Annotated in this window: 20 protein-coding genes and 1 pseudogene; 7 read left to right on the top strand and 14 right to left on the bottom strand. The window is 40.7% G+C overall.

The window, feature by feature from the left end:
* Positions 1-38: 38 nt before the first annotated feature.
* Positions 39-269: a helix-turn-helix domain-containing protein gene (locus tag V1224_01970; GenBank protein ID WWR16244.1), complete on the bottom strand. Its 231-nt coding sequence runs from the start codon at positions 267-269 to the stop codon at positions 39-41.
* Positions 270-444: 175 nt separating this feature from the next.
* Between V1224_01970 and V1224_01965 the strand changes: the two genes are divergently transcribed.
* From V1224_01965 to V1224_01950, 4 genes and pseudogenes are all read left to right on the top strand, one after another.
* Complete coding sequence (locus V1224_01965; GenBank protein WWR16243.1) at positions 445-1,074, top strand: helix-turn-helix transcriptional regulator; 630 nt, start codon at positions 445-447, stop codon at positions 1,072-1,074.
* An 84-nt stretch (positions 1,075-1,158) separates the two neighbouring features.
* Entirely contained in the window at positions 1,159-2,457 is a 1,299-nt protein-coding gene (locus V1224_01960; protein WWR16242.1) for a site-specific integrase, read from the top strand.
* Positions 2,458-2,912: 455 nt separating this feature from the next.
* Positions 2,913-3,338: pseudogene (locus tag V1224_01955) on the top strand (flavodoxin family protein).
* 14 nt (positions 3,339-3,352) lie between these two features.
* Complete coding sequence (locus V1224_01950; GenBank protein ID WWR16241.1) at positions 3,353-3,730, top strand: flavodoxin family protein; 378 nt, start codon at positions 3,353-3,355, stop codon at positions 3,728-3,730.
* 795 nt (positions 3,731-4,525) lie between these two features.
* Here the strand turns inward: V1224_01950 and V1224_01945 are convergent.
* The 5 genes from V1224_01945 to V1224_01925 form a co-directional block, all read right to left on the bottom strand.
* Positions 4,526-5,767 (bottom strand): tyrosine-type recombinase/integrase, encoded by a 1,242-nt coding sequence (locus tag V1224_01945; GenBank protein ID WWR16240.1) that lies wholly within the window; start codon positions 5,765-5,767, stop codon positions 4,526-4,528.
* A 33-nt stretch (positions 5,768-5,800) separates the two neighbouring features.
* A complete protein-coding gene (locus V1224_01940) occupies positions 5,801-5,998 on the bottom strand; it encodes a hypothetical protein (protein ID WWR16239.1) in 198 nt (65 codons plus the stop codon).
* A gap of 93 nt (positions 5,999-6,091) precedes the next feature.
* On the bottom strand, positions 6,092-6,286 hold the full coding sequence (locus V1224_01935) for a DUF6462 family protein (GenBank protein ID WWR16238.1): 195 nt from the start codon (positions 6,284-6,286) through the stop codon (positions 6,092-6,094).
* Positions 6,287-6,721: 435 nt separating this feature from the next.
* A complete protein-coding gene (locus V1224_01930) occupies positions 6,722-6,970 on the bottom strand; it encodes a helix-turn-helix domain-containing protein (GenBank protein ID WWR16237.1) in 249 nt (82 codons plus the stop codon).
* Positions 6,954-7,394 (bottom strand): sigma-70 family RNA polymerase sigma factor, encoded by a 441-nt coding sequence (locus V1224_01925; protein WWR16236.1) that lies wholly within the window; start codon positions 7,392-7,394, stop codon positions 6,954-6,956. The genes V1224_01930 and V1224_01925 overlap by 17 nt, the downstream gene beginning before the upstream one ends.
* A 521-nt stretch (positions 7,395-7,915) precedes the next feature.
* Between V1224_01925 and V1224_01920 the strand changes: the two genes are divergently transcribed.
* Positions 7,916-8,263: a helix-turn-helix transcriptional regulator gene (locus V1224_01920; GenBank protein WWR16235.1), complete on the top strand. Its 348-nt coding sequence runs from the start codon at positions 7,916-7,918 to the stop codon at positions 8,261-8,263.
* A 134-nt stretch (positions 8,264-8,397) separates the two neighbouring features.
* Here the strand turns inward: V1224_01920 and V1224_01915 are convergent, their stop codons facing one another.
* From V1224_01915 to V1224_01895, 5 genes are all read right to left on the bottom strand, one after another.
* Positions 8,398-8,853 (bottom strand): helix-turn-helix domain-containing protein, encoded by a 456-nt coding sequence (locus tag V1224_01915; GenBank protein WWR16234.1) that lies wholly within the window; start codon positions 8,851-8,853, stop codon positions 8,398-8,400.
* Positions 8,854-8,934: 81 nt separating this feature from the next.
* Complete coding sequence (tet, locus tag V1224_01910) at positions 8,935-10,854, bottom strand: TetM/TetW/TetO/TetS family tetracycline resistance ribosomal protection protein (GenBank protein ID WWR16233.1); 1,920 nt, start codon at positions 10,852-10,854, stop codon at positions 8,935-8,937.
* Positions 10,855-11,595: 741 nt separating this feature from the next.
* Positions 11,596-12,141 carry a GNAT family N-acetyltransferase gene (locus V1224_01905; GenBank protein ID WWR17406.1) on the bottom strand — a complete coding sequence of 182 codons (546 nt, stop codon included), beginning with the start codon at positions 12,139-12,141 and terminating at the stop codon, positions 11,596-11,598.
* A 57-nt stretch (positions 12,142-12,198) separates the two neighbouring features.
* Positions 12,199-13,062 carry a GNAT family N-acetyltransferase gene (locus V1224_01900; protein ID WWR16232.1) on the bottom strand — a complete coding sequence of 288 codons (864 nt, stop codon included), beginning with the start codon at positions 13,060-13,062 and terminating at the stop codon, positions 12,199-12,201.
* A gap of 22 nt (positions 13,063-13,084) precedes the next feature.
* Entirely contained in the window at positions 13,085-13,441 is a 357-nt protein-coding gene (locus tag V1224_01895) for a nuclear transport factor 2 family protein (protein ID WWR16231.1), read from the bottom strand.
* Between the two features lie 401 nt (positions 13,442-13,842).
* Here V1224_01895 and V1224_01890 point away from each other — a divergent pair, with 401 nt between their 5' ends.
* Together V1224_01890 and V1224_01885 are read left to right on the top strand one after the other, a co-directional pair.
* Positions 13,843-14,184: a MobC family plasmid mobilization relaxosome protein gene (locus tag V1224_01890; protein WWR17405.1), complete on the top strand. Its 342-nt coding sequence runs from the start codon at positions 13,843-13,845 to the stop codon at positions 14,182-14,184.
* A complete protein-coding gene (locus V1224_01885) occupies positions 14,133-15,503 on the top strand; it encodes a relaxase/mobilization nuclease domain-containing protein (GenBank protein WWR16230.1) in 1,371 nt (456 codons plus the stop codon). The genes V1224_01890 and V1224_01885 overlap by 52 nt, the downstream gene beginning before the upstream one ends.
* Before the next feature lie 95 nt (positions 15,504-15,598).
* Here the strand turns inward: V1224_01885 and V1224_01880 are convergent, their stop codons facing one another.
* From V1224_01880 to V1224_01870, 3 genes are all read right to left on the bottom strand, one after another.
* A complete protein-coding gene (locus V1224_01880; GenBank protein ID WWR16229.1) occupies positions 15,599-15,883 on the bottom strand; it encodes a hypothetical protein in 285 nt (94 codons plus the stop codon).
* A gap of 26 nt (positions 15,884-15,909) precedes the next feature.
* On the bottom strand, positions 15,910-16,488 hold the full coding sequence (locus V1224_01875) for a hypothetical protein (protein ID WWR16228.1): 579 nt from the start codon (positions 16,486-16,488) through the stop codon (positions 15,910-15,912).
* Between the two features lie 476 nt (positions 16,489-16,964).
* Positions 16,965-18,080: a PDDEXK nuclease domain-containing protein gene (locus V1224_01870; protein WWR16227.1), complete on the bottom strand. Its 1,116-nt coding sequence runs from the start codon at positions 18,078-18,080 to the stop codon at positions 16,965-16,967.
* Positions 18,081-18,123: the final 43 nt, after the last annotated feature.

Below are 18,123 nucleotides of genomic sequence, written 5' to 3'. Positions count from 1 at the left end.
TGATACATACCTGAGGCGGTTTCGTAAGAAGCCGCCTTTTATACTGCTGATTTTCTTGTTACCGCTTTTACATCGCCCTTATCCCGCAGGTTCTTTCCCTCGTTCACTTCCATGAACTTTTCCAAAATATCGCTTTTGATAAGTACCTTTCGCCCGACTTTTAAGACCGGCAGCTTTCCCCATTCCACAAGGTTTCTCATGGTATTCCTGCCGATTCCCGTATACTCGGATGCTTCCTCGATTGTCATTGCAATCTTCGTTTCTGTCATCAACTTCCCTCCTTTTGAATTGCATTACGCAATTTTTCGTGTACTGATACTATACTGCTTTTATATTCCTTTGTCAAGCATTATGATAATATAAAAATTATTTTTAAGTTGCATATTGCATTATTGTGTGTGGTGTGGTATAGTATAAACATACCGACAAAGGAGGCGTATCAATATGAAAGATAAAGAATTGCGCAGGCTGATCGGTAGCAGGGCAAAACAACGGAGGGTGGAGTTAGGACTGAACCAGCCTTATGTCGCAGAGAAGATGGGGGTAGCCACTTCCACAATCGTGCGCTACGAGGCAGGGACAATCGACAACACAAAGAAGCTGGTCTTGGAAGGTCTGTCAGAAGCACTTCATGTATCTGTGGAGTGGTTAAAAGGGGAAACAGAAGAATACGAAACAAACATTACGGATAAAAGGGAATTATTCATTCGTGATGTGATGTCCTCCATTCTCGCAAAGCTGCCGTTTGACATGGAACAGGCAGAGTCGGACTTTACAAAGGATTTACTGCTGCTGATGTTGAGGGAGTATGAACTGTTCGTGGATTCTTTCCGGTTTGCCTGTAAGAATTTCAAGGACAATGCGGAAAATGCCGCACTCGCCCGGACAATGGGGTTTGAATCGAATAAGGAATATAACGAGATTATGTTCCTTCGGGAAATCACCCACACCGTAAACATGTTTAATGATATGGGCGATATTGTGAGGATCTATTCCAAAAATCCTGAAACAGCCACCGTAAAGCTTGCAAATCTTCTTTCTATGGTATCGGGGGAAGAATCCGAATCGGTATAGTAAAGCAATCGGAGTCATGATATACTTACACGCAGAAAGCATTTCATCAGTTCCGATTGCCCGTTATCGAAAGGAGAACGGATTATGGCAAAAGGTTCTGTAAGAAAAAAAGGAAAGAAATGGTACTACCGCTTCTATGTGGAGGACGCAAGCGGCAACTTGGTACAGAAAGAGTTTACGGGTACGGAAAGCAAGAGCGAGACGGAAAAGCTGTTACGGCAGGCAATGGAGGATTACGAGGAAAAGAAATTCATTGCAAAGGCTGACAACATCACGCTTGGGGAACTGCTCGATATTTGGGCGGAGGAAGAATTGAAAGTCGGCACGCTTAGCAACGGTACGGTGGAAAATTATCTCGGTGCGATACGGTGCATTAAGAAACACCCTGTTGCTGACCGTAGATTAAAAACCGTAACAGCGGAGCATTTGCAGACATTCCTTGACCTGCTTACTTTCGGAGGGACTTATCCAGACGGAAAAGTCAAAAAAGGATTGAGCAAAGACTATATCCACTCTTTCTCAGCGGTTTTACAGCAGTCGTTCCGTTTTGCGGTATTCCCAAAACAACTGATTACGTTCAATCCAATGCAGTACATCAAGCTGAAACGAAAGGCAGAGGAAGTGGATTTGTTTTCAGAGGAAGATATGGGACAGTCAGGCACGCAGCCTATTTCCCATGATGACTATGAGAAACTTATCGCTTATCTTGAAAAGAAAAATGTCTCTGCAGTTCTGCCGATACAGATAGCCTACTATGCAGGGCTTAGGATCGGCGAGGTATGCGGGCTGACTTGGCAGGACATCAACCTTGAGGAACAGTATCTTAAGGTAAAGCGGAGCGTCCGCTATGACGGCGCAAAGCACAAAACGATTATCGGACCGACTAAACGTAAGAAAGTGCGGACGGTAGATTTTGGGGACACACTTACCGCCATACTGAGAAAAGCAAGGAAAGAACAGCTTAAAAATCTGATGCAGTACGGGGAACTGTACCACCGCAACTACTACAAGGAAGTGCAGGATAAAAACAGGGTTTACTATGAGTATTACAACTTGGAGAGCACGCAGGACATTCCGGCGGATTACAACGAGATTTCATTTGTATGTTTAAGACCGGACGGCTGCCTTGAAACACCGAGTACATTGAGTATCGTCTGCCGGACACTGGCAAAGAAACTGGACGGGTTTGAGGGCTTTCACTTCCACCAGCTCCGCCATACTTATACAAGCAATCTGCTGTCAAACGGCGCAGCGCCGAAGGACGTGCAGGAACTCTTGGGACACTCTGACGTAAGTACCACAATGAATGTGTATGCCCATGCCACAAGGGAAGCAAAGCGGACTTCCGCAAGGCTCTTAGATAAAGTGGCAGGCAACGATTAAGTACATTTCACAAAAACTTTCCCTTGTAAAATACCCATAAGGGCAAAAACAAGGGAAAATACATATCAATTCACTATATAAGGCTCTAAAAGCCTTGAAAAATAAGGAAAGTTCAAGAAATTCATCTGCAAATCCCGATTTATCGGTTTGTACTGGGAAAACTATACCATACCCAATTACGAAAAGCAATCTGCACTTTGCCCCGTTCCGCCTATCCAGACCGTCTGCACTACTGCTGTGACTATCGGTAGGTTTTGCAGTGGCTCTGCCCCCGCGCCCCCGACCTCTCCCAAAGAACAGAATGGAGTGTTACGCAATAGGGCTTGAAAAGGCTTGACTTTTAAGGCATTACAGACGCGAAAATCCACAGGGTAAGGGTTTTATACTACTTACCCACGGAAAGGACTTCTAACCGTCCGCATGCGCTTTGCGCCCGTTCTTCCTGCCTGTTTCCCGCCGCGCTGAAAAATGTGTGCGGCTGTCGGGCTTGCGAAACCTGCTTTAAGACTGGAAAAGCCTGCTCCTTTGACGACGACTTCAACGCGATTACCCCCGCTATTCTGGAGGCCGACGCAGTGGTTTTCTCCATGCCCGTCTACTGGTATTCCATCCCCGCACAGATTAAGGGCGTCATTGACCGCCTGTTCTCTTTTGTGGTGGGCGGCAAGGATACTGCGGGCAAGGAGTGTGCTGTGATTGCCTGCTGTGAAGAAGATGATATGTCCGTCTTTGACGGTGTGGGCGTCCCCATAGAACGCTCTGCCGCACTGATGAAGTGGAAGATGGTGGGCGAGGTTCTGGTTCCGGGCGTGCTGAATGTCGGTGATATTGCTAAGACAGACGGCTGTAAACAGGCGGCGGCTCTGGCAGAGAAGTTTTAAGGAGGAAAAACACCATGCCCAAGAAAATTGTCATTCTCAATGGCAGTCCCCGCAGAAACAGAAACACCTCCGCGCTGGTTAAAGCGTTTACCGACGGCGCGGAAAGTGCCGGTCATACTGTAACAGAATTTTTCCTGGATGGCATGAGCATCCACGGCTGTAAAGGCTGCTTTGGCGGACATAGCAGCAGAGAGTGTCCCTGTGTCCAGCGAGATGACATGGACAAAATTTATCCGGCGGTGCGGGAGTGCAATGTGATCGTGCTGGCAAGTCCGCTCTATTACTGGAACATGAGCGGTCAAATCAGAACTGCTATTGACCGCCTGTTTGCTTTGGAAGAGGGGGGGACGGCAATCTTCTGCGGGGACACAGCAGGACTTCTGCTCTGTTGATGGCTGTGGCTTTGATGATGTTCTTCTTTACTATAATCACTTGATGGAGCATTTGAAGTGGGATAATCTCGGCCATGTTCTTGCCGGAGGAAGTGGAGACGTAGGCGATATTGAAGGAAAACCCGAAGTATCTGCCGCTTATGAATTAGGCAAATCCATAAATTAAATAAACTCTGAATCTGCCGCACGACGGCAAAAGAAAAAAAGCCGTCGTACAAGCAGGAGTATAATCACGCCCGTCCTGTCCTGCCCCTCAAACACACATTAGATTGATTTCTTCCACTGTAAATTTATCCATAGCTTATATCTCCCTCTCCGATTTTTTCTCTGTCCCCTTCTCCGGGGCTTCCTTCTCCGACTTGTCCCTCTGCTCGATGACTGCTTTTTTCTCTGCCAGCTTGTCTAACAGCTCCCAGTGGCATAATCATTCTTTTTACCGCCTAAAAAGCGCATCAAAAAAAGCAAGGCATTTAATTCAAACAATGTCTTGCTTTTTCGTCTTTTAAATGATAAACATACTCTCTTTATCAGTTTTGTCGTAAACCGGTCGTAAATTTTGCCTTTCCTGTGAAAACCCCTGATTTTACTGGTCTTTTCCGCCAAGCGTTTTCATCGTCGGGATTTCTTATCACTTTATTTTAAAATGACTTATTTCCCTTTATTAAGCCACTTTTCGGCATCTTACAATCAGTCAAATAACACTTTTAAACTGATTAAAGCACCCGAATTTGTCGTACCCTTGTCGTATGGCACACAATTTGTCGTACTCTCTGTCAGTCCTAGCCGGACTCTTTCCTAAAATACATCTAATTTGTGTGCTAAGTTTTGAATTGCTTCCTGCTTCTTTGCATCGGTGACTTCCGCATAAATGTCCATCGTGGTTTCAATGTTGGCGTGTCCCATGATCGACTGGATCACCTTTAAATTTGTTTCATTCTCGCAAAACCTTGAGCAAAAGGTATGCCTCAAATGATGACATGAGAAATGTGGTATTAGCACTGGCTCCCTGTGCTGCTTGGAAGCGTTTACCACTTCTTCTGCATTGTACGATTCGTATATACGCTTAATTGCCCGGTTGATAGACTGCGGATTATGGACATAGCCAAAACGGTTCATAAAAATAAATCCTTTCATACCGTCAATCTCCGTTTCATTAAACCCGTTTTCCTGCTGGTCTGCAAGTTCTGTCTGGAGTGCGTCATATACCGCATCCATCATCGGAATAATGCGTATACCTGCTTCTGTTTTTGGAAGTGATATAGAAAACGTACACATGGGATGTTCTTTATACTCTGTACTGTAATACACTAAACTGTGGTTGATGCTGATTATCCGTTTTTCAAAATCCACATCTTCCCATCTGATTCCGATAGCTTCCCCTATCCGGCATCCCGTTCCTAACAAAAATTTAAACAAAGATGTCCAGCGGAAATACTTCGGACTGCTTTCTACATAGTTTATAAAGGCTCTCTGCTGTTCCAGAGTCAGAGCATGTCTTACGCCATGATTTTTCCCCGGCTGTTTTTTTATCTGCGCCATAACTCCGTCACTTGGATTGTTGCGGATAATATCATCCCGCACTGCTAACTGAAATGTTGGGTGAAGAACCGTATGGATTGTTTCCAATGTGTTAATCTGCATTTCTTTGTCCTTCAGCAGATGCTGGTAAAACTGCAATACATCAGAAAATTTTATTGCTGCAATTTTTTTCCTGCCAAATCCATTCCTGATAAAACGGTCATACATATATTTGTAGTTCCTCATGGTTGTTCCCCTGAGTTCTGACTTTGTAGATATGTACCTGTCAAAAACAAAATTGACTGTTGCACTGCCAGCCACATATGTATCCAATCCGTCTAACTGGTCTTTAATCAGTTTTTCTTCCCTCACACGCAGTTCCATAATATCCTTTGAGTATATGCTCCGGCGCTTTCCTTCCGGATCAGTATAAGTATATACATACTTGCCATCACAACTGCGCTGCGTTTCGCCTTTCCTTAAAACCCTCCCTTTATTATCCTTTCTTGATTTTGCCATCTCTGCTCCTTTCTCAAGGAAAGAGATTTCGTACTAGCTGCTCAGGGTTTCTTCCATTGCATACTGCAAATCAATCCCCTTTTGTAGCACCTGCGTTATGGTCATGTCATGTTTGGACGCATATTCTCTGAGTTTTGCGGCTTCATCCTCTGTCAACTTTAATCCGATAAGATTCTTCTTCGGATTGTCCGACTTTGGTCTGCCTGTCCTTGCCACAATATACACCTCCATCCATTTCATAATCATTATACTTTCAGTTAAACCAAAAGTCAACACTTATTTTCAGTTATACGAAAAATCTTTCTTAACCAAGACACCAGCTACCTATTTCACACGAAATGATTCAAGATATTGGTCAAATATATCTAAATCAACCAATACCATTCTGTCAATCTTCAAGATAGCACCTGCATCTTTCGCTAAAGATTGAAATTTATTCATGCCCATACTGTACATTTCTGCTCCGTCCTTATATCTGACTAACCTCTTTTTGTTAATTGCTTTCGGTATTCTCTGCATTAAAATAGTCCTCCTTTTTTGCACAGCCTTATCTGCTAATAAATAGACAGAATACACTTCTCCCCATTTATTAGCAGATAAAAAACTGCAATACAGGTGGCAGATCGCTACACTGCCCACATCGGTCTTGCACCGTCATTCAAATTGACCGGATTGCAGATTTCCTGCAACCCGGAAGTATCATTATCACAGATATGCTTCATCGCCCCTTGTAACCGCTACACACTTTGCCAGATTCCACTCGCTCCTTACCTTTGCTTCAATGCAGTTTTTCAGCATTTCCTCACGTTCGCCCCGCCATAAGACAGGGCAGGTATGTCATGGCGCATCTGCCTAGTGGCTCCGCATATCCTCACGTCCTGTATGCAATACAGTATTCAGTTTTCAATGTACGACGCTGATAATCAGCTATAGAAAAGGGCAGTTAACCGCCCGTTATACCGCTTCAAATGCCAGTATCTTCGTAATCAGCTTTGTTTCAAGCCTCCGGCGCAACGTTTCATCAACACAAAAATGCAGCCGCCCACCCTCGTCATACATTTTCCGGGTGGACAAAGTGATTATGTATCCCTCGTAATGCTTCAAAACTGCGTTGATTGCCATTACATTGCCTTCTGATGCTGCCTTTATGATATGGAAAGGCAGCAAATTCTTTTCTTCACTATTCTTACATTTCTTTTTCATCTGCTTTTTCCTCCATAATCTTTCTCAAAATCTCAAGCGAGCGTGTCCGGTGTTCGTGGATCGTACTGCGTACAAGGTTCATTTCCCTTGCTATATCCGCATCGCTCATTTCCAGAAAATACGAAAGCAGTATTACATTCCGCTTCCGTTCCGAAAGTGCCTGCAACGCTTCCGCTATCAGGGTGTCTTTTACTTCAATGTCATATCCATGCACTGTAAAATGACTGTTCTCCACTCCATACTCATCCATAACAGACAACTGGTTCAGCTCCTTTTCAGACAGTTCAGAAAACATGGCTTCATGCTCCCTGCGGTAATCCATGTGCCGGTAATAGTTAATCGCTTCACCTTTCAGCGACATCTGGCACAGGCGGTCAAAGCGATGCCTGATTGTCAGTTCATCATGGCAAGAAGGTTTCTTCATACGAGTTCACCTCCTCCCCCGTTGTGACGTGACAAAGGCATACACCTTTTCCCTTTCCGTTGTATCTGCCAAATAGCAATAGGCTGATGTTCGGGTGGGAGTAAAAATTTTTGAAAAATTTATATAAAAAACGCCCGAACAGGCTCAATGCCCATTGGACGTTATTCATATCTGTTATTCTGTTTTCTCCACAAACTGCGAGCGTGTATAGTTCACTCTTTAAGGTATATTCTGCTTCACTTCCAGTAAAACACCTTATAAAAGAACCTTCCCACGCCAATAGACGGACAGGTTCCCGAAGTCAAAAAAATATCCCTCAGACCGTTCAGAACACATAAATTCCCCTAAACGTACCCAAAGGATAAAAACCACGCAAAAAAACCTTTGGATACTGCGTTTTTTTATATGCAATATCCAAAGTCATTCTATTTTATTATGTATTATGCCCCTCTGATAAAGTGAATTATTAGTGCATTTCAAAAGTAAAATGTGCAATATACACTATACATGGAGGTGCATATATGGCAAGAAAAAAGAAAATTGACAAGGAAATGGGATTTCGTTTGAAACAGGCTAGGACTGAACAAAAACTGACCTATGAAGAACTGGCTGAAAAATCCGGCGTTTCCTCACGCTATATCGAGGAAATCGAAAATCATGGAAACGTGCCAAGCCTTGAAAAGCTGGGGCAGCTCATACGAGCCTTACATATTTCCGCCGATCCGTTTTTTTATCCAACTGTCCCGGCAGACAACCTCGACTACCAGCGGCTGTTGGTTTATCTGTCACAATGTACAGAAGAACAGATTATAACAATTCTCGCTATTGTGGAAGCCTATCTTCGGACATATAAAAATTTTTCGAAGTAAATCCACTCCCTCTCCTATCTCTTTTCTAAAACAAAGGCGGCTGCCCTTAGCCGCCTAATTACCTCCTTCCTCTGCAAAACTGTGGCTTGTTTCGCTATACAGAACGCTTCTTTTTAAGGAAGCAGAATATGTCATCATTTGTCATTTCTTCTCAATGTAATAATTGCATGGCATATCAAGCCAAATACAAGAGAAAAACAGCCACCGCCAAATAGTGATGCTCCCCATCCTGCACCCGACATTGTCATAAAACCGCCAACAAAGAAAATACCAATGCCAAGAAATATACCAACACCATAAAAAAGTCCAATTGCCATATCGTACTTATTAAATTGTCGTTTCTCCTTTTTTTCATATGTTTCCATCTTTGTTATTACCTCCTTCGCAAAATCGTCCATGTGGACTCCAAAAAGAAAGCAAATTTTTTTCAACGTATTTAAATCGGGTTCATTAACATCTCTCTCCCAATTCGATAGTGCCTGCCGGGTAACATTCAATTCCCCGGCTAGTTCTTCCTGTGTCATTCCCGATTGTGTTCGCAGATGACGTATTTGCTTTCCTGTTGTAATATTCGTCTGTTCCTGGTTCAAAATAGTTCCTCCTCTCTGATACTGATTTTATCAATGATATTTCGCAATAGCCAGCAATGAACACTTGCATTGCGCAAGACGTTACATTATCTTCTGAAACATATGGCGAACCTTATCTAACCGACTATTTGGGCGGCGAGGTTGTACTACAGGTTCCCCAGAAGTTTCCTGATACCCTTTCAATTCTGTCAAACAAACGCTTCTTCCATTTGTATAGAAATTCAAATCACTTTTGTATTCCCCGATCCGCCGAGCCGGTATTTCTCCAGTTAAAATTGCCTCATTATTTTTTAACGAAGTTGTTTCAATTACCGCATCATATTTCACAGCATCATGATAAGCTCGTGAAAGATATTCCTGCGGCGCAAATAGGATAAAAGAAAGATAGGGTTCTAAAACTTGCGTTCCCGCTTTTTTTAATACCTGTTCCAACACAACAGGCGCAAGAAAGCGGAAATCTGCCGGAGTACTGACCGGGCTGTAATAAACACCATATTCAAAGCAAATTCTGCAATCTGTTACCTCCCATCCATACACTCCCTGCTCTAATCCATACCGAATCCCTTCCATAACTGCGTTTTGAAAGCTTTGGTTTAAATAACCGAGAGACACTTTACTTTCATATTCTGTTCCGCTTCCAACAGGAAGAGGAGTGACAGCCAAACCAATCGACGCCCAAAAGGGATTTGGCGGTACTTCAATATGAATTGTATAATGAGCCTCTTTTCGTGGTCTTTCCAGATAAATAACGGTAGGCTCTTTTATTGCTACCTCGACACTATATTTTTCATTTAATAAAGAACAAACAACTTCCAATTGTACTTTTCCCAAAAAGGAAAGAATAATTTCATGAGTAATAGAATCAATCATAAAATGCAGAAGCGGATCAGTATCCGCAATCTCTGTAAGGGCATCCAGTAATACTTCCCTTTGCTCTGCTTTGATTGGCTCTATCGTTGTCCGAAGAAACGGCAGGGGATTATCCGTCCACGCCTTGCGTGGCAATAGTTTTTCATCTCCTAGAACATCATTTAGTTTTAATGTATTGTCAGATAAAATAACAATCTCCCCGGAATCAGCGGTGTCTGTTGGGACGATTTCTCCATCAAATGGAATTGACATCTCTGTAATTTTAATTTTTTCCTTTTTTGACAAAAGAATCGTTTCCCGTAAACAAAGCGTACCGCTATAGAGCCTTAAATAGCAACGTCGTTTTTTCTGCTCGGTATATTCAATTTTAAATACATACCCACACAATTCCGATTGACTGTCGTCTGTTTCCAATGAAAAAACTTCTGTAATCACTTCAAGCAATTCTTTTACCCCGATATTGTCTTTTGCGCTTCCATGATATACCGGAAAAAGCGTTCCCCTTTGTACCCTTCGTTTTATTTCTTTTTGCAGTTCCCACAGTGTCAAAGGGACTCCTGAAAGATATTTTTCTAAAATATCATCATTCCCAGCAATTACAGCATCCCACTTTTCAAAATCTGCAACATCAGAAAGTATTATTTCTGAACATAAATGAACTTCCTGCATAACAATCATATCTTCTGTCAATTTTTCTCTGATATTTTGATAAGTTTGCTCAAGAACAACACCACTTTGATCTATTTTATTGATAAAAATGATTGTTGGTATCTTCATTTTCCTTAGCGCATGAAACAGCACTCTGGTCTGGGCTTGTACACCATCTTTTGCGGACACTACTAAAATTGCTCCATCCAGAACCGATAAGGAGCGATGCACTTCTGTTAAAAAGTCCATGTGTCCGGGGGTGTCCACAAGATTAACTTTGTACCCTTTCCAGCGAAAAGATGTAACGGCAGCCTGAATTGTAATTTTCCTTTGACGTTCCAAAGCCATAGAGTCCGTTCTTGTTGTACCTTTATCTACACTACCTGGTTCCATGATTGCCCCACTTGTATACAGCAGGCTTTCTGTCAGTGTTGTTTTTCCTGCATCAACATGCGCAAGAATGCCGATATTAATTATTTTCATATGTCGTCCTCCATTCACAGCCAAAAAAGGCATAAAAATCCCCAGCAGTAAAATACTTTTACCACTGGGGATATAATCTGTGGACATACACATAAAAGACACGCACCAATAGGTACTTGCCACTTGTCTTGCTATGTCAATATAAATAAGGCAAAAGTATTCTTAAATTTGGCACAAAAAACTAAGCCCTTGTTCCAAAGGACATCCCAAAGTTTTTTGTTCCCACTATTTGATTATAGTTTTATTTAAGAATACCTTGCCGCATATTTTTTAACTCCTTTTTGGAAATGTAGTAATTATAACACATCTGCATCTGAAAAGAAAGCATTAAATAATATTGACTTACATTAAATTTTCTGGAGACTTATGCTAATATTCAAAGAAACAAATCGAAATATACAAGAGGATTTTTTATGGGAAACGAGATAAATATTGCATTACTTCAAATGCTTCCGGGTAAGGATATTACAGAAAATATGGAAAAGGCATAATTATTTAAAAAATAGAGCAATCGCAACCATAATCTGAAAAGGGAGATAATATTTAAGAAACATCAAATATTCGGATAATTATCCTGTAAAGGTTGTCATTCTCTGTTCAGATGCAGAGACAATAAAAACAGCCGAACAACATCAAGGAAAATTTGGCTACTCCCCATACTGGCTTTTGCTAAACAACTCCAACCAGTCACCCCAGTAGACAATAACCTCCATTTTGAAACTGGAATAAATTTGTCGATCATCACAATTCCAATCTCATAGAAATGACTTCCTGAAATCCGGCTATGCGGGAGCGAAATCCTTTGGGATTTCTTCCACACTCGACAAATCCAGCCCGTTCGTACATAGAAACTGCTCTTTCATTTTCAGCAACTACTTTAAGTTCAAGCTGGTTATATCCCGCTGTTTTAGCACATTCGATACACGAAGTCAGCAAAGCCTTACCAATTCCAAGTCCCCAATACTTTCTCACAACACTGATGCCAAATTCTGCTCGATGCCGTACCTTATATTTTGTACCGATTGCCTCAATTCCTGCTGTTCCCGCAATTACACTGTCAACTATGGCAAGCAATTCAATCTCTCTTTCACTCTCAGCTTTTTCTTTCAGAAACTGGCTCTCCTGTGCGGCATTAAAACTGTTTTCATCTGGATATGTAAGCAAATAATCTGTTTCACTATGTGTCAGATTGAAATTATCCACTACAAGCTGACCATCACTCTCTGTTCCATTCCTCAAACAACATTCCATGCCATTACTTAATATTATTGTTTTGTTATATCTCATAACTGCTCCTTTACTGACAACTGTCCTCAAAGTCAGCTTCTTCATCTATACAATATCCTAAGCAGAAAAATGTTTTCTCATTTCATATTGTTTAACAAATACACTAAATTTCAATTTCTTCAAAAAAGCATTCAATGCCTGATCCCGTTCATCCACATTTATTACTCTCATCTCTAAACTCTTTGTTTGTTTAAGTAAATCTAACAAAATCTCTGTGGCAACTCCCATTCTGCGATATTTGGGATGTACCGCTAACTGCGCAATATCTCCTTTTATTTTGTCCACAATACCATATCCAATCAAGTTTCCATCAAATTTAACAATCGTATAAGAAAAGGATTTAGCGATTGCACAAACAGCGTCTTTTGCGTTTTGCCATGAAGGTGGATAAGTCCAAAAATCTTTGACTGCTGTCCATTGATCATCTTGTAATTTTTCCGGATGTTCCAGTTTCCACACTTTATGTACGCCCGGTTCTTTTATCTTGCCCGTCAGTTGGTAACAATTCAATATTCTGTTAATTCGAAATCCCTGTTTTTTATATAAAGTGAGCGCCTTCTCATTATCTTGAATCACTTCCAGTTGATACACGCTGATTTTATTTTTTATACATATAGTGCTAACCAGATTCAATAATTCCCCCATAATTCCTGTTCTCCGAAAATCGGGGATAACTCCTGTTCCGAGGTCATAGACTGTCTTTTCGTTATCCCAATCTCTCACTCCATTCAAGATAAAACCGACAAGCGTTCTATCTGCAAAGGCTCCAACTGAAACCGCAGGCATAAATCCATTTCTTTTCAGCATTGTTTCAAAAGATTTAAAAGGCATATCAACTGAAACCTGATAATCAGAAAATGCCTGTGTAAACGCTTCGTATATACAAACGGAATCTGTATTTTCCAATGTCCGGTATTCCATATTCTCTCCTAAAATGTCATATTTACTCTATTGGAAGATTGTGCTGTTTCAAAAATGAGAGCTTATCCCAATAGCCTCGCTGGAATAAAATTTTCCCATTCACTACCTGAAAAAAACCACACCCCCGTAACCCCAATGGATCTCGCCATTCAAGGATTGCCCATTGCCCATCCTCAAAAATATTTTCTACGATAGCTGTCATATCCGATGTTGAAAATTCGGCTGTGAACATAGTACGGATTGCTTCAATGCCTACTACTGGCTCATTCGCTACTTGGTGATTCGTCGCATTTTCATGATAAAGGGCTGTAATTGCTTCCACATCATGTTTATTGAATGCATCTACCCATAACTGAACAACTTCTTTCGGTCTTAACATTTCTGTTTTTCCTCCTATGCCTTGTGTGTTTTTATTATATCAAAAAGCAAGTTAAAAGTCGAGAATCATGATAAAGGCACAAAAACTCCACAAACCAACACACCCTCCGGGAGTGTCGAGGGTAGAGTAGCAAGCACTGCCTGTGTCATGACACAGGCGAAATTCCCCACACTTTACTATCGTATATGCGTGTGAATTTCCATAGGGAAGCATCCCTAACCCTCTTTTATTTTTTCTTCGGTTTTCCTGTGGAATACCTTGACCTTTCCTGCCGCTTTTGCTACAATTTGTTTTGGATAGTTATGCCCAAAACTAAATAAAACTTGAAACAAACTGTTGTAAAAATCGAACATTTTACAGCAGTTTTTTTGTACCCAAAAGAGAGAAAGGAAGTGGCAGAAATAGCAAAGCGAAACCGCACCAATCCGGTGCAATTTTATCTCAGCGATGATGAGCAGTACATCCTCAATACCAAGTTCAAAGCATCCGGCATGAAGAGTATGTCTGCCTTCCTGCGCAAGCTGATCTTATATGGATATGTGTATGATGTTGATTACAGTTACCTGCGAAATTATAATACGGAGTTGGGACGTATCAGCTCCAATTTAAACCAGATCGCAAAGAGGGTAAACAGCACTGGAAACATTTATCAAGAGGATATAAACGAAGTAAAGGAGTTGATGAATGAGGTATGGCATACACAAAAATCCATGCTATCAAAGCAACCGTTGATAAAGCCATAGAATATATCTGCAACCCGGACAAAACCGATGAACAAATCTATGTTTCGTCTTATGCGTGTGCGCCCGAAACTGCGGCAATTGACTTTAAATATACGCTTGACCATTGCAGGGAAAACAGTCCCAACAAAGCCTATCATCTCATACAGGCTTTTGCTCCGGGCGAGGTCGGTTTTGAAGAAGCGCACCACATTGGAAAGGAGCTTGCAGATAAACTTTTAGAGGGAAAATATTCGTATGTTGTTACCACCCATATTGACAAAGAACACGTTCATAATCACATCATTTTTTGTGCCGCTGACAACATCGAACACAACAAATATCACGACTGCAAACAGTCCTATTACCACATCCGTAAACTGAGTGATGAACTGTGCAGGGAACACAATCTTTCCGTCATCATTCCGGGTGGTGAACGTGGCAAAAAATACAAAGAATGGCAGTCTGATCAGAATGGTTCGACTTGGAAAACACAGCTTCGACAGGACATCAATTTTTTCATCAAGTCGGCTTCCACCTATGAAGAATTTCTGCTTCTTATGCGGGCAAAAGGTTACGAAATCAAAGGGGAAACTTTTGGAGAAGATGCTGCAAAATATATCTCTTTCCGCCCTCTGGACAAGGAGCATTTTGTCCGTGGTAGTGCAAGGTCTTTAGGGAAAGAATACACAAAGAAACGTATCCGGGAACGCATCGAAAAGAAACGGGAACGAAAGGCAGTTATCCCGAAAAAAGACTACTCTTCCCGCAAGATCATTGACACCTCGGACGAGAAATTCCAGAACAGTCCCGGACTGCAACAGTGGGCGGCAATCGAGAATCTGAAAATCGCCGCACAAAGCTATAATGAAGCTGGTTCTCTCTCCGATCTGGAGCATAAAATTACTGTAAAAAACGAAGCGGGAAAGTCCGCCAAACAGAGCGTTGTGGAACTGGAACACCGCATGAAAAACCTTGCGGAAATCATCAAATATGCCGAGCAGTACAAGGACAACCGCTCTTACCATATCGCCTACAAAAAAGCCAAGAACCCGGACGCATATTTCCGCAGATACGAGAGCCAGATTATCCTTTATGGCGGTGCAAGGCGTATGCTTGAACAGGCAGGCATCAAGCTAAAAGGATTGAATGTGGATAAGCTGCGAGCCGAATATCAGGCATTGGAAACGCAGAAAAAAGAACTGACCACAACCTACAAGAGCTGTGAAAAAGAGGTGTGGAATTTAAAGCGGAAACAGGAAAATCTTAATCGGTATCTCGGACGAACACAAACCGATCCGGTGCAGGAACAACAGACAAAAAACAAAAACCACAGCTTATAAACCAATAGGGGGGAGAAACTTTCGTTTCTCGGAGTACTTTGTCTACAGTCTGAATCAATCGTATTTTTTACGATTGATTTTCTGATTGCTTTTATTTAAAATATAAAATTTAAATTTTCCTTAACAGCCACATGACAGTTAAGTTCTCCCTGAAGTGCCCTTATGCTGTTATAAACCATACTGCTTTCCTGAATTTCATCTATGATAAGTATAGTCTCTTTTGAATTGCAAAATTCTTCCAGTCTCTCTTTTCTGCAATAATTGACCGTTCCAAAACGTAATGAATTTGATAATACAAGCTCCTCAAAATCATGTAATTGATTTTCAACAGCCAGATTTACATAGATTACCCTATCAGCATAAATTGGTACAATTATCAACAACTGAGCTATTCTAATCTTACCTTCTAATTGATTGAATCCAAATATTCTAAAACTTCGGATAAAGTGATTCTCGCATTGCCTTGTTCACTATTTAAAACTTCAGGTTTGCTCATATCGAATGAGGCTTGCGTCACATTTAACAGACTAGGATAAGCATTTTCATATGTTTGTGTAATAAACAGATATGTTTCTCCCACTTCGATTGTTGAAGCACCTTCTACAACAAAAAATTGACCATCTATCTTTCCACCTGGTCGTTTTATTGAAATTGAACTTGATTCTACATTTCCTTTATACACCTTTTCAATACTAATATCAAAAATTGTATATGGAATTTCTGTAGCTTCAACTAATCCAGTTTCAGAATCGGCTCCTGTTTCTGATTTAACATTCAGTGATTCATAATTAATTTCCGTAACTGTACCACTAAAAACTAAATCTGAAGCATCAACAATTTCTTCCGCAGTATCATATACAGGATATTCCGCTTGAATAATAGTAGTTTCATTTTCATTTGTTGTGGATTTTGAATTTGAACTACAAGCACTCATAACAATTGAAATCAATAATATGCCAACTAGCATAAACGCTCTTTTTTTCATATCATCATCCTCCATATTTAATATTAAAATTATTAATCATATTTCGCATTAACATTGTCAACATCAAATGTTTGTGGTGCTGTCATACCATTTCTGTTTCTGCTATATTTCATAATTGATGATTTTGATGTATCCAGAAGTCAACAAGTATTCACGTTAAGGTAGTGTAAATTCTTGAAAGTCATTTTCTATTGCTAAATAAAATATTTATAAACTCAAATCAGTCATTAAAGGAAGGTGTCATCATCACAAAAAGTACAAAATACTCTAATTATACGGAAATCTACTCCCTACAGCATATATCGGAATAGATTTTATCTCTTTGCCCTTTCCACCGCGTGTTATCTCAGCGACATAATTTTAATTGGGAATACAATCACATCTGTGTAAAAACAAACCACTAATAGTAAGGTCACAAACGTAATTGTTGTTATTAACGAGAATGCTACCCCCCCAGATAGCACTCTCCCTCTGAATCAATTCTGTTCTTCATCCAGCCATTCTTTTAGCTTTTTCTGTAACAGCTTTTTATCCGGCAAATATAATTTATACTCTTTTGCATAAATATTGGCATTTTCCGGGAGTGTTAAATCGACAAGAGCCTCATCACTTTGCTTACAGAGTAAGATACCAATCGTCGGATTTTCTCCCTCAATTTTCTCATACCGGTCATAATAGTTTACATACATCTGCATCTGTCCTAAGTCCTGATGTGTAAGCTCATCAATCTTAAAATCTATCAAGACATAGCACCTTAACAATCTGTTATACAGAACCAGGTCCACATAAAAATTTTTGTCATTAAATGTAAACCTCTTTTGCCGCTGTTCAAAGAGAAAGCCTTTCCCCAACTCCAAAAGAAACTTCTGCATTTTCCCAATTACCGCCGATTCCAGATCACTTTCATGATATGCTGCTTTATCCTCCAGTCCTGCAAACTCCAGTACATACGGAGTATGTAAAATATCTTCTGGTTTCTGCGGAACGGCACCTTCATTTGCCAATCGCATCACATCATTTTTATCTCTGCTCAATGCAAGTCTTTCATACAAACTGGAGTGAAATTGTCTTTTTAAGGTGCTTACATTCCAGTTAGAACGTATTGCTTCCTTTTCATAAAAGTCTCTTTCGTCCTTATCCTCTATACGCATAAGTATCTGATAATGTGTCCAGCTCAGCTTAAATGGCATTTTTTTGTATGCCGTTTCTAATTGTCCAATTCCTGATTGGACAATTCCAAAAGCCTGTTCAAATTGTCCAATTCCCGATTGGATAATTTCATCTTCTCTATCTTTGTAAGCCATGTAAAATTGACGCATTCCTGCAACATTGCTTCTTGAAAAACCTCTGCCATATTCTTCTGTCAAATATGATGACAAAGAATCCAAGACTTTTGCTCCATATTTTGCTCTTTCTGAACCCTGCTGTTCCTGCTCTATAATATATCTTCCAAGCAGAAAACTGGTAAGAACTGTAATTGCATTTGCCATTTGTCCCATATTACTTCTGGCACTGTCAATCAGCTTTTTTGATTTATCAAATAAATTTTGAAATTCGTTACTTTCTATTATTTCTAATTTTTCATTTTTCACACTAGAACCTCCAAACTGTCTATAACTGTCAGGTATTTTCTAA

Source organism: Lachnospiraceae bacterium JLR.KK008 (genome assembly GCA_037015955.1).
GTDB lineage: Bacteria > Bacillota > Clostridia > Lachnospirales > Lachnospiraceae > VSOB01.
Note: the sequence above shows the minus strand (reverse complement) of the source record. Positions and strands in the feature narration are given on the sequence as shown.

What these genes read in the sequence shown, in the direction of transcription:
- V1224_01970 (WWR16244.1), bottom strand. Translation starts at nt 269, where the DNA reads ATGACAGAAACGAAGATTGCAATGACAATCGAGGAAGCATCCGAGTAT.
- V1224_01965 (WWR16243.1), top strand. Translation starts at nt 445, where the DNA reads ATGAAAGATAAAGAATTGCGCAGGCTGATCGGTAGCAGGGCAAAACAA.
- V1224_01960 (WWR16242.1), top strand. Translation starts at nt 1,159, where the DNA reads ATGGCAAAAGGTTCTGTAAGAAAAAAAGGAAAGAAATGGTACTACCGC.
- V1224_01950 (WWR16241.1), top strand. Translation starts at nt 3,353, where the DNA reads ATGCCCAAGAAAATTGTCATTCTCAATGGCAGTCCCCGCAGAAACAGA.
- V1224_01945 (WWR16240.1), bottom strand. Translation starts at nt 5,767, where the DNA reads ATGGCAAAATCAAGAAAGGATAATAAAGGGAGGGTTTTAAGGAAAGGC.
- V1224_01940 (WWR16239.1), bottom strand. Translation starts at nt 5,998, where the DNA reads ATGGAGGTGTATATTGTGGCAAGGACAGGCAGACCAAAGTCGGACAAT.
- V1224_01935 (WWR16238.1), bottom strand. Translation starts at nt 6,286, where the DNA reads ATGCAGAGAATACCGAAAGCAATTAACAAAAAGAGGTTAGTCAGATAT.
- V1224_01930 (WWR16237.1), bottom strand. Translation starts at nt 6,970, where the DNA reads ATGAAAAAGAAATGTAAGAATAGTGAAGAAAAGAATTTGCTGCCTTTC.
- V1224_01925 (WWR16236.1), bottom strand. Translation starts at nt 7,394, where the DNA reads ATGAAGAAACCTTCTTGCCATGATGAACTGACAATCAGGCATCGCTTT.
- V1224_01920 (WWR16235.1), top strand. Translation starts at nt 7,916, where the DNA reads ATGGCAAGAAAAAAGAAAATTGACAAGGAAATGGGATTTCGTTTGAAA.
- tet (WWR16233.1), bottom strand. Translation starts at nt 10,854, where the DNA reads ATGAAAATAATTAATATCGGCATTCTTGCGCATGTTGATGCAGGAAAA.
- V1224_01905 (WWR17406.1), bottom strand. Translation starts at nt 12,141, where the DNA reads ATGAGATATAACAAAACAATAATATTAAGTAATGGCATGGAATGTTGT.
- V1224_01900 (WWR16232.1), bottom strand. Translation starts at nt 13,062, where the DNA reads ATGGAATACCGGACATTGGAAAATACAGATTCCGTTTGTATATACGAA.
- V1224_01895 (WWR16231.1), bottom strand. Translation starts at nt 13,441, where the DNA reads ATGTTAAGACCGAAAGAAGTTGTTCAGTTATGGGTAGATGCATTCAAT.
- V1224_01885 (WWR16230.1), top strand. Translation starts at nt 14,133, where the DNA reads ATGGCATACACAAAAATCCATGCTATCAAAGCAACCGTTGATAAAGCC.
- V1224_01875 (WWR16228.1), bottom strand. Translation starts at nt 16,488, where the DNA reads ATGAAAAAAAGAGCGTTTATGCTAGTTGGCATATTATTGATTTCAATT.